The organism is Mycobacterium sp. 852002-51961_SCH5331710, from assembly GCF_001665535.1.
In the GTDB taxonomy this organism is placed as follows: domain Bacteria; phylum Actinomycetota; class Actinomycetes; order Mycobacteriales; family Mycobacteriaceae; genus Mycobacterium.
Genome location: NZ_LZSQ01000127.1, coordinates 1 through 10,522 on the forward strand (window position 1 = coordinate 1; position 10,522 = coordinate 10,522).

Sequence of the window (10,522 nt, forward strand, 5' to 3'; positions counted from 1 at the left end):
ATAAGAGACAGGCTCGGGGCGGGCCGGCGCCTCGACGGCGGGCGCCTGCGCCTCGGCCTTGCTCCTGCGGGCGTACTGCTTGGGCGGACCACCCACCTGAGGCGCTGCGCCCTCACCGGCCGGAATCGACATGTCCAGGCGGGTCTCGATGCGCTCGATCCGTTGCAGCAGAGCCGCTTCCGTGTCGCTGGCCGACGGCAGCAGCAGCCGCGCGCACACCACCTCGAGCAGCAGTCGGGGCGCTGTCGCGCCGCGCATCTCGCCGAGGCCGGCGTGCACCACCTCGGCGTAGCGGGTCAGCGTCGCGGTGCCGATGCGCGTCGCCTGCTCGCGCATCCGGTCGAGCACGTCCTCGGGTCCGTCGACGACACCACGCGCCGCGGCGTCGGGCACCGACTGCAGGATGATCAGGTCGCGGAACCGCTCCAACAGGTCGGTGGCGAACCGGCGCGGGTCGTGCCCGGCGTCGATCACCGCCTCCACGACGCCGAACAGTGCCGCGGCATCGCCTGCGGCCAACGCGTCGATCGCGTCGTCGATCAGCGCGACATCCGTCGCACCCAGCAGCGCCAGCGCCCGCGCGTAGTTGACGTGGTTGCCCTCGGCACCGGCCAGCAGCTGGTCGAGCACCGAGAGCGTGTCGCGGGGCGACCCGCCGCCGGCGCGGATCACCAGCGGGTAGACCGCGTCGTCGACGGTGACGTTCTCCTGCGCGCAGATGTTCTCCAGCAGCGTGCGCATGGTGCGCGGCGCCAGGAGACGGAACGGGTAGTGGTGCGTGCGCGACCGGATGGTCGGCAGCACCTTCTCCGGCTCGGTGGTCGCGAACACGAAGATCAGATGTTCGGGCGGCTCCTCGACGATCTTCAGCAGCGCGTTGAAGCCGGCCGTGGTGACCATGTGCGCCTCGTCGACGATGAAGATGCGATACCGCGACTGCGCCGGCGCGTAGAACGCGCGGTCGCGCAACTCGCGGGTGTCGTCCACACCGCCGTGGCTGGCCGCGTCGAGTTCGACGACGTCGACGCTGCCTGGCCCATTGGGCGCGAGCGCCACGCACGAATCGCACACCCCGCACGGCGTGGCTGTCGGCCCCTGCACGCAGTTCAGCGACCGCGCCAGGATGCGCGCCGACGAGGTCTTACCGCAGCCACGCGGACCGGAGAACAGGTAGGCGTGGTTGATCCGGCCGGACGTCAGCGCCGTCGACAGTGGCTCGGTGACATGTTCCTGGCCGACGACCTCCGCGAAGGTCGCGGGCCGGTACTTGCGGTAGAGCGCCACGCACAGCAGGCTACCGGCGCGGTCCGACGGCGCGACACCTCAGCCCTGCCCCTCTCGATTGTGAAATCGGCGACGGTCCCGGGCGCCAAAGCGTCGTCAGATTCACAAACGGCGTGGACCTGTGGATGACCGCGCGACGGGGGCGCGTTCCGTCGGTCGGAGCGTGCACCGTGCGACCATGACCGAGCCGCGATGGCCGTTCGTCGGAAGCGAAGCGTTGTCGACGGGCGCGATCTCCGAGCGCACGATGCGCCGTCTGTACACGCCGCTCTACCCGAACGTCTACGTCCCGCGAGACTTCACCGTGTCGGCACCCGAGCGGGCGCGGGCGGCGTGGCTGTGGTCGAAGCGGCGCGGAATCGTTAGCGGGCTGTCGGCGGCGGCCGTGCTGGGCAGCAAGTGGGTCGACGCCGGCCTACCGGCGGAGCTCATCCACGACAACCGCAGACCGCCAACGGGTCTCGTCGTCCGCACCGAGCGGGCGCTGCCCGACGAACTCGTGAGCATCGCCGGCATGCCCATCACGGATCCGGCCCGCACCGCGTTCGACCTCGGTCGTCACCTCAAGTCTCGAGTGCTCGCGGTGCAACGCCTCGACGCGCTGGCCAACGCCACCGGGCTCAAACACGTCGACGTCGAGGCGGTGATCACCACGCACCCGGGCGCCCGCGGCCTTCCGCGGCTACGGCGCGTCCTGCCGCTGATGGATGGCGGCGCGGAGTCACCGCAGGAGACCGTCGCCCGGCTGGCATTGGTCGACGCGGGGCTTCCCGCGCCGCAGACGCAGGTCCGCGTGTTCGACGAGTATCGGCAGTTCGTCGCGCGTCTCGACATGGCCTATCCGGATCTGTTGGTCGGCATCGAATACGACGGATCACAACACTGGACCGATCCGCGGGTGAGGCAGCGCGACATCGACAAGCAGTTCGCGTTGACGGAACTCGGCTGGGTGATCGTCCGCGTCAGCCGAGACCTGCTGCAGCATCGGCGGACGACTTATGTGGCGAGGGTCGAAGGCGCGCTGCGCGCACGCGGGCTTCGAATGTGAACCTGGCGACGCTTTTTCGCGAAAACCGTCGGCAGATTCACAAACCGGCCGGCTAGTCCTTGAGCAGCGACTCGGTCGCCGACAGCAGCGCACAGGTCGCCAGGCCGTCGATCGCTGCCCGCAGCTCAGGCTCGGGCGGCATGGTCGGCGCGATGCGAATGTTCTTGTCTTCCGGGTCTTTCCGATAGGGGAAGGTCGCACCGGCCTCGGTCACCGCAATGCCCGCATCCTTGGCCAGCGCCACGGTGCGCTTGGCCGTACCCGGCAACACGTCGAGGCTGATGAAGTACCCGCCCTTGGGTTCGGTCCACGACGCGATCTTCGACTCGCCGAGCCGGTCGGAGAGGATCTCCAGCACCGCGGCGAACTTCGGGGCCAACAGCTCCTGGTGGCGCTGCATCTGCAGACGCACGCCGTCGGCGTCGCGGAAGAACCGTAGATGCCGCAGCTGGTTCACCTTGTCCGGTCCGATGGACTTCTTGCCGGCGTGCTGCAGATACCAGGCGATGTTGCCCAGCGAGGCGCCCAGGAAGCTGACCCCGGCGCCGGCGAACGTGATCTTCGACGTCGAGGCGAATACGAGGGGACGGTTGCCGTTGCCCGCGGCCTCGGCCAGCCCGAGCACGTCGACGTTGCGGACGAAGTCGTGGGTCAACGTGTGCACCGCGTAGGCGTTGTCCCACATCAACCGGAAATCGTTTGCCGCCGTTCGCATCTGGACGAGCCGGCGAACCGTCTCCCAGGAGAACGTGACGCCCGTGGGATTCGAGTACACCGGCACGCACCACATGCCCTTGATGGCGGGATCGGCGGCGACGAGCTCCTCGATCAGGTCGACGTCGGGTCCGTCCTCGAGCATCGGCACGGTGATCATCTCGATGCCGAGGCTCTCGGTGATCGCGAAGTGCCGATCGTAACCGGGCGCCGGGCACAGGAACTTGACGACGGGCTCCTGCACCCACGGCCGCGGCGAGTCCGGACCGCCGTGCAGCATCGAGAACACCACGACGTCGTGCATCAACTCGAGGCTGGCGTTGTTTCCGGCGATCAGGTTCTGCACCGGGATGCCGAGTAGCTCGCCGAAGATCGCGCGTAGTTCCGGCAGTCCGTGCACGCCGCCGTAGTTGCGGACGTCGGTGCCGTCGCCGTCGCGGAAGTCCTCGGCGCCGGGCAGCTCGAGCAGCTTGTTGGACAGGTCCAATTGCGCCGCGGACGGCTTACCGCGGGTCAGGTCGAGCTTGAGCCCCTTGGCCTGCAGCTCGGCGTAGTTGCGCTTCTGCTGCTCGTGTTCTGCGGCGAGTTCGTCCCGGCCGAGCGACAGAAAAGACACCAGACGCCTTTCAACTGGAGAACCGTGAAATGAGGGGACCCCGCGCACCCGCCAGAGCCCATTGACCCTTGCTGCCTTCCGGCCCTGGGGGAGTTCACAGGATGGACGCCGCGCGGGGTCCACGGCGAGTCTAATACCCGAGCCGGTCGCATCCCGATCGGCTCGGTCGCAAGGTCGGCTACCATGGCCCGCGGAGGATTCGCCTAGTGGCCTATGGCGCTCGCCTGGAACGCGGGTTGGGTTAATAGCCCTCGCGGGTTCAAATCCCGCATCCTCCGCACTCGGCCCGGGGTGCGGCCTGTCGGCCAAATCTGACCGTCACATACGGTCGCACCCCGGGACCAAACAAGCGTCTAGGAGGAGAATGAGCCGCACTGTCGCGGTTACCTGGCACGCGATCTTCAGCGTCGTAGCCGGTGTTCTGTACTTCTTCTTCGTCCTGCCCCGCTGGTACGAACTGTCCGGCGACCTTTCTCCCACCCTCGGCACCGTGATGCGCATCGTGTGCGGCGCCCTGATCGGCCTGGCCGCGCTGCCTGTGGTGTTCACGCTGCTGCGCACCCGCCGACCCGAGTTCGGCACGCCGCAGATGGCACTGACGCTGCGGACCTGGTCGATCGTCCTGCACGTGCTGGCCGGGCTGCTGATCATCGGCGCCGCGATCAGCGAGATCTGGTTGTCGCTCGACGACGCGGGCCGGTGGCTGTTCGGCATCTACGGCGCGGCCGCAGCGATCGCCCTGCTCGGCGTTTTCGCGTTCTACCTGGCCTCGGTCGCCGAGTTGCCGCCTCCGCCGCCGAAACCGGTCAAGGTCAAAGCACCGAAGCAGCGCCGCCGCGGCAGGCGGTCGAAGGACGCCGAGGACACCGCTGACGACACGGCCGACGACGTCGCAGAGCCCGAGGACGAGGACGTCGAGGACACCGAACCGTCCGACGAGACCGAGGACGTCGTCACCGACACCAAGGACGCGGCCCACGAGGACGACGAGGCTGAGGTCAAAGCCGACCCCAAGACTGACGCCAAGGCCGACGCCGACGAGACCGAATCCGCATCCGAGGCCACCGACGAAGCCGAGCCCGCCGACGGCAAACTGCGCAATCGCAGGCCCGAACCCGCACGTCGCAGGCGTCGGCGCCTGCGCGGGGGCGTCGCGGTGGACGATTAGTCGGCCCGACATCGGGCAATATGGGCTCATGGGCAAATTCGGAGTCCCGCGTCCGTTCGCGACGCTGCTGATCGCTTTGGCCACCGCGCTGGCCCTGGTCGCACCGGCTTTCCCGGTCGCAGCCGCACCCGGTGACCCCATCGCCGCGGCGGCTCAGGTCGAACCCGCCGTCGTGCGCATCGACACCGAGATCGATTACCAGGGCGCATACGGAAACGGCACCGGTTTCGTGATCGACCCGAACGGCCAGGTGCTGACCAACTTCCACGTCGTATCGGGCGCAGACCGGATCACCGGCAGCATCGGAGGCCGCTCCTATCCCGCCGAGCTGGTCGGATACAACCGTGGACGCGACATCGCGGTCCTGCAGCTGATCGGTGCCCAGGGCCTACCCGTCGCGCCGCTCGGGGACTCCGCCCTGCTCGCGCCCGGCGAACCCGTCGTCGCGCTCGGCAACGCGAACGGCACGAACGGGCCGCTGACCCGCGAGGTCGGCACGATCACCGCCTTCGGCCGCACGGTGAACGCCGAGGACTCGCTGACTGGCAGCAAGGACGAACTGGCGGGGCTCATGGAGTTCGCGGCGCCGGTCGTGGCCGGCGACTCCGGCGGCCCGGTCGTCAACGGCGCCGGGCAGGTCGTCGGGATCACCACCGCGGCGTCGGTGAATTTCCGGTTCGGCCCGGGCGGTGAGGGCTTCGCGATCCCGATCAACGACGCGCTGCCGGTCGCCAACCAGATCCGGTCCCGCACGCCGTCGGCCGACGTCCACATCGGGCCGCCGGTGCTGCTCGGTGTCGGGGTGCGCTCGGCGCAGCGGGGTCCCGGCGTGCAGATCGCCGACGTACTGCGCGGTGGGCCGGCCGACCGGGCGGGACTGCGGCCCGGCGACGTGCTCGTCGTGCTCGACGGCACCCCACTGGACTCGGCGACCACGCTGACCGGCGTGCTGGACCGCCACTATCCCGGTGACGTCGTCGACTTGACCTGGGTCGACGGCGGCGGAGCGGAACGGTCCGCGAAGGCCACGCTGACGCCGCTCTAACCGTCGAGGAGCCGATCCAGACCCGAGATCAGCACCTCGAGTTCGAAGTCGAACTGGTGCTCGGCGTCGTGGCGCTGGAATTGGGCGGAGTCGAGCACGGTGCGCAGCGCCGGATAGGTGTCCTGCGGTTCCGACTCCAGGGCGGCCGACGTCTCCGCGCGGTGCCGGTGCATTCCCGACGGCGTCTGCCCGGCGCTGCTGTGGGCCGCGGACTGCGCGATGTTCGACGCCGCGGTCAGCCCATACCGCGCGACGTCGGGGGTGAATCCGGCGGTGAGCAACGCATCGAGCACCCGATCCGCGAGCGCCAGCGCCGCGGCCTCGCCGATACCCCGCAGTCGGGTGAAGTCGGTGGCGGCGCCGACCTGCACCAGGCCGTCCCGGAACGCGACGGCGTATGCCCGCAGAACCGCCCGCCAGTCGTCGCCGTCAGGCAGCTCGACGGTGGTCAGCTCGCGTTCGAAGAGGTCTGCGATCACGAGCGTCAGCAGGCCTTCGCGATCGCCGACGTAGTAGTGCAGGGCCTTGCGGCTGACTCCGAGGGCATCGGCGACCGCCTGCATGGTCAGGCCAACGCTCGCCACGTCGCGGGCCGCCGCGACAATCTGGTCGCGGCTGATCCGGGGCGGGCGACCCCTCGTGCGTCCGCTCATCGCGCCCCAGCCTAGGCGCCCGAGGAACAATTTTCGCCGCTCGGTAAAAAACACACTCGCGGAGCGCCCGGCTTTCCTATGCTGAGCGCGTGCCAAACACTCCTTATCGCGTCGTGCAGTGGACCACCGGCAATGTCGGGAAGAGTTCGGTCGAGGCGATCGCGAAGAACCCGAACTACGAACTCGTCGGTCTCTATGCGTGGTCGCAGGACAAGGCCGGCCGGGACGCCGGAGAGCTGGCGGGCATCGAACCCCTCGGCGTGAAGGCGACCAACGACGTCGACGCCCTGCTCGCGTTGAAGCCCGACGTCGTGGTCTACAACCCGATGTGGATCGACGTCGACGAACTCGCGCGCATCCTCGAGGCCGGCGTCAACGTCGTCTCGTCCGCCTCGTTCATCACCGGACACAATCTCGGCGACGGCCGGGACAAGATCGAGGAAGCGTGCAAGCGCGGCAACGCGACGCTCTTCGGATCCGGGGTGAGCCCGGGCTTCGCGGAACTGCTCGCGATCGTCGCCGCGACGGCGTGCGACCGTGTCGACAAGGTCACCATCTCCGAATCCGCCGACACCACGCTCTACGACTCCCCCGATACCGAGCGGCCGGTCGGCTTCGGCACCGCGATCGACGATCCGAATTTGGCGCCGATGGCCGCCAACGGCACCGCGGTGTTCGCCGAGGCCGTGCGGCTGGTCGCCGACTCGATCGGCGTCGAGCTCGATGAGATCAAGTGTGTGTCCGAATACGCCCAGACCACAGAGGATCTCGAGATGGCGTCGTGGACGATCCCGGCGGGTCACGTCGCGGGGGTGTACGCCAGCTGGCAGGGCTTGATCGATGAGCCTACCGGCGGCCAACGAACCGTCGTCGACGTCAACGTGCGGTGGAAGAAGGGCCAGACGCTGGATCCGGACTGGCAGCTCGACGGGGACGGCTGGAAGATCACCATCGAGGGTCGGCCCACGGTCAACATGCAGGTCGGCTTCCTGCCCCCGCAGGACATGATCGAGAACGCCACGTCGATCGAGGACTTCTTCGTGCTCGGCCACATCATGACCGCCATGCCGCCGATCCACGCGATTCCGGCGGTCGTCGCGGCGCCGCCCGGCATCGCCACCTACAACGACCTGCCGCTGCCTCAGGCGCGCGGCGTCGGCCCCCGGCGATAACTCCTCAGCCGGTCACCTGCAGCACGTTCGCCTTGAGTTGGGCGGCGGGCGGCCCCTCCAGCACCACATCCTGGAGGATCTGCGCCTGACCGTCGGTGACGGTGAAATCGCCCTTCTGCGGGGCGTTGCCGCCGACCACCTCGTAGAAGACGGTGAACGGCGCCTTCGGAAGTGGATGCATGCCAATGTATTTCGGCTCGATCGAGTACTTGTAAAAGCATCCGGGCGCCTCCGGTGCGCAGTGCGTGTCGGTCACGTTCACGTTGATCGCGAACTCCATCGGCGTCGGCACCTTCGGCTGAGGGGCGAGCGCCGCGCGTGACGCCTCGGCGTGCTCCGCCTGCTTCGCCTGCTTGACCGACCCCAGGATCATCACGGCCGCAACGCCGATTCCACTGCCCAGGAGCGCGAACAGTGCCAGACCCGCGAGCCACCTACGAGCGGTCGTCGAAACGCGCATGGAGACAGCAGACCCGAGTCAGCGGCCGAGACGCGGCATTTCCGCGTCCTGAGCGCGTCGCGTCAGCCGCCCGGAGGTGCGGGCACCGTGGTGGTCGGCGACGGCGTCTCGGTCACGGTGACGGTGTCGGTCGCGGTCGGCGGTGTCGTGGTGGCCGGGGTTTCGGCCGGCGGCGAAGTGGTTTCGGCAGGTGTCTCGGTGACGGTGGCCGCCGGTGGAGGCGCGACCGCGGTCGTGGTGACGACCGACGTCGAGACCGACGTCTCGACCGACGGGCTGGCGGCGGTGGCCGGGCTGAGCACACCGCACGCGATCCGTTGTTCGGCCGCCGCCGGGTCTCCACCCTCCATGGCGGCACTCTCGTGGAGCACGATCGACGACCCCTGAGGCGTCTTGAGTTCCTCCTCGGTGAAGGCGTCACTGGTGACAACCAACTTGCCTGCGCCGTTGGAGCGCACGAGCAGAGGCGGCAGATCGCCGCTGGCCGGCATGCCGGTGTGGCCGGGCGCCTGGAGATGTTCGCCCGCCGACGCGAAGCCGTCACCGGCCTCGCAGGTGCCGACCCCGTGGATGTGCATGCTGTGGAAGCCCGGCGACAGGACGCCGTCTTCGACGGTCTCAACCGTCACCGTGGCATATCCGCCGGTGAAGTCGACCGTGGCGTCGGCGACGTGTTTACCGTCTAGCGTGTTGATCTGGGCGGTCAGGCCTTCGGCACTCGACGAGCCCGTGGTTGTGGTCGTAGTCGTGGTGGTGGCCGACTCGTCGGACGCTTGGTTCGAACAACCGACTGCGACCGCGAGGACACCCAAGGCAACACTGACTTGCTTGATCATGAAGTCCCCGTACCCGTGTGACGGGCGACACAAACCGCGAAATTCAGCCGTTGACCGGATTGCCGTCCTCGTCCCAGTTCGCGGCGACCTTCTTGCTCGGCTGCACGCGCGGCGGCTCCCCCGGCATCTTCGGGTAGTTCGGCGGATACGGCAGATCGCCCAGGCCCTGCTCCTCGTCGGCCTTGACCATGTCCAGCAGCTTCTTGATCGACTGCGGCTTGCGGTCGATGTCGGCCCACGGATCGGGCCGTCCCGCAACGAAATCCGGAACGGTCGCGATCGTGTAGTCGTCGGGGTCGGTGGAACGGAGCTCCTCCCAGGTCAACGGGGTGGAAACGGTGGCGATCGGGGTCTTGCGCGCCGAGTACGCGGAAGCGAAGGTGCGGTCGCGCGCGTTCTGGTTGTAGTCGATGAAGATGCGCGCGCCCCTTTCTTCTTTCCACCACGACGTGGTCACCGCATCCGGGGCCCGACGCTCGACCTCGCGGGCCAGCGCGATTCCGGCACGACGCACCTCGATGAAGTCCCAGTCGGTCTTGATGCGCAGGAACACATGCACACCGCGGCCGCCGGACGTTTTCGGATAACCGACCAGGCCCAGTTCGTCCAGCAGCGGTTTGAGCACGTCGACCGCGACCGAACTGGCGTCGGCGAAACCGGTCCCGGGCTGCGGGTCGAGGTCGATGCGCAGTTCGTCGGGATGTTCGGTGTCAGGGCACCTCACCTGCCACGGGTGCAGCGTGATCGTGCCCATCTGCGCGGCCCACGCAATCGCCGAGGCGTGGGTGACCTTGAGCGCGTCGGCGGTGCGACCGGACGGGAAGGTGACGGTGCAGGTCTCGAGGTAGTCGGGATGCTTCTGAGGGACGCGTTTCTGGTAGATCTCCTCGCCCTCGATGCCGTCGGGGAAGCGCTGCAGGTGCACCGGGCGGTCACGCAGGAGCGCCACCATCGGTTCGGCGACGGAGCGGTAGTAGTCGAAGAGTTTGCCCTTCGTGCCGTTCTTGCCGAGCTTCGGGAAGTACACCTTGTCGCGGTTGGTCAGCCGGACGTTGGTGCCGTCGACATCGACTTCCTCTGCTGCTGTTGGCATTTCAGGACTCCAGAACGTCGTAGAGGTCGTAGTTGAGCGGGACGTCGAGCTGGTCGAAGGTACAGCTCTTCGGGTCTCGGTCGGGCCGCCACCGCCGGAACTTCACGGCGTGACGGAAGCGTTGTGCGGCGCCGCCGTTGCCCTCCATCTGGTCGTAGGCGACCTCGCAGACTTTCTCCGGCCGGATGGGGACCCACCGTTTGTCGGCCGCGGAGTTCCAGCGGCTGGGGTCGCCCTCACGCATCTCGTCGCCTTCGCGCAGCGGCTCCAGCTCGGCCAACAACTTGAGCCGGTCCTTGGTGGTGAAAGATGCTGCACCGCCGACCATCTGCAGCTCTCCGTCGTCGTTGTACAGGCCGAGCAGGATCGACCCGATGCCTTCGCCGCTCTTGTGGATGCGATAACCCATCGCCACGCAATCGGCGTCGCGGGC

11 protein-coding genes, 1 tRNA gene and 1 other RNA gene are annotated in these 10,522 nt (G+C 68.3%); 5 read left to right on the forward strand and 8 right to left on the reverse strand.

All coding sequences use genetic code 11. The annotated features are described in order from the left end of the window. Nucleotides 1-1,284: DNA polymerase III subunits gamma/tau (locus A5752_RS25100; RefSeq protein ID WP_067091744.1), on the reverse strand; the 1,284-nt coding region annotated here is incomplete at its 3' end. A 178-nt stretch (nucleotides 1,285-1,462) separates the two neighbouring features. On the opposite strand from A5752_RS25100, the gene A5752_RS25105 reads away from it, so the two are divergent. Next, nucleotides 1,463-2,332 (forward strand): endonuclease domain-containing protein, encoded by an 870-nt coding sequence (locus A5752_RS25105; protein ID WP_067091759.1) that lies wholly within the window; start codon nucleotides 1,463-1,465, stop codon nucleotides 2,330-2,332. A gap of 52 nt (nucleotides 2,333-2,384) precedes the next feature. On the opposite strand, the gene A5752_RS25110 is transcribed toward A5752_RS25105, so the two are convergent. Next, nucleotides 2,385-3,662, reverse strand: a complete 1,278-nt coding sequence (locus tag A5752_RS25110; protein WP_067091746.1) for an aspartate aminotransferase type Ic — start codon at nucleotides 3,660-3,662, stop codon at nucleotides 2,385-2,387. A 29-nt stretch (nucleotides 3,663-3,691) separates the two neighbouring features. Then, nucleotides 3,692-3,786, reverse strand: an RNA gene (gene ffs, locus A5752_RS25115) — signal recognition particle sRNA small type. A gap of 68 nt (nucleotides 3,787-3,854) precedes the next feature. Between ffs and A5752_RS25120 the strand changes: the two genes are divergently transcribed. The 3 genes from A5752_RS25120 (at nucleotide 3,855) to A5752_RS25130 (ending at nucleotide 5,875) form a co-directional block, all read left to right on the forward strand. Further along, nucleotides 3,855-3,940, forward strand: a tRNA-Ser gene (locus A5752_RS25120). Nucleotides 3,941-4,026: 86 nt separating this feature from the next. Beyond that, nucleotides 4,027-4,830 (forward strand): lipid uptake coordinator LucA, encoded by an 804-nt coding sequence (locus A5752_RS25125; protein ID WP_067091748.1) that lies wholly within the window; start codon nucleotides 4,027-4,029, stop codon nucleotides 4,828-4,830. A 28-nt stretch (nucleotides 4,831-4,858) separates the two neighbouring features. Further along, complete coding sequence (locus A5752_RS25130) at nucleotides 4,859-5,875, forward strand: S1C family serine protease (protein WP_067091750.1); 1,017 nt, start codon at nucleotides 4,859-4,861, stop codon at nucleotides 5,873-5,875. On the opposite strand, the gene A5752_RS25135 is transcribed toward A5752_RS25130, so the two are convergent. Next, nucleotides 5,872-6,528, reverse strand: coding sequence for a TetR/AcrR family transcriptional regulator C-terminal domain-containing protein (locus A5752_RS25135; RefSeq protein WP_067091752.1), 657 nt, complete (start codon nucleotides 6,526-6,528; stop codon nucleotides 5,872-5,874). The two genes, A5752_RS25130 and A5752_RS25135, sit on opposite strands and share 4 nt — an antisense overlap. 89 nt (nucleotides 6,529-6,617) lie before the next feature. On the opposite strand from A5752_RS25135, the gene A5752_RS25140 reads away from it, so the two are divergent. Continuing rightward, nucleotides 6,618-7,700: an NAD(P)H-dependent amine dehydrogenase family protein gene (locus A5752_RS25140; protein WP_067091753.1), complete on the forward strand. Its 1,083-nt coding sequence runs from the start codon at nucleotides 6,618-6,620 to the stop codon at nucleotides 7,698-7,700. A gap of 4 nt (nucleotides 7,701-7,704) precedes the next feature. Here A5752_RS25140 and A5752_RS25145 read toward each other — a convergent pair whose 3' ends face one another. The 4 genes from A5752_RS25145 to A5752_RS25160 form a co-directional block, all read right to left on the reverse strand. After that, nucleotides 7,705-8,160, reverse strand: coding sequence for a hypothetical protein (locus tag A5752_RS25145; protein WP_067091755.1), 456 nt, complete (start codon nucleotides 8,158-8,160; stop codon nucleotides 7,705-7,707). A 62-nt stretch (nucleotides 8,161-8,222) separates the two neighbouring features. Further along, on the reverse strand, nucleotides 8,223-8,996 hold the full coding sequence (locus A5752_RS25150; RefSeq protein WP_197500730.1) for a superoxide dismutase family protein: 774 nt from the start codon (nucleotides 8,994-8,996) through the stop codon (nucleotides 8,223-8,225). 43 nt (nucleotides 8,997-9,039) lie between these two features. Then, a complete protein-coding gene (ligD, locus tag A5752_RS25155) occupies nucleotides 9,040-10,089 on the reverse strand; it encodes a non-homologous end-joining DNA ligase (RefSeq protein WP_067091757.1) in 1,050 nt (349 codons plus the stop codon). A 1-nt stretch (nucleotide 10,090) separates the two neighbouring features. Then, nucleotides 10,091-10,522 (reverse strand): ATP dependent DNA ligase (locus tag A5752_RS25160; protein ID WP_502686803.1); only part of this gene is annotated, 432 nt, incomplete at its 5' end.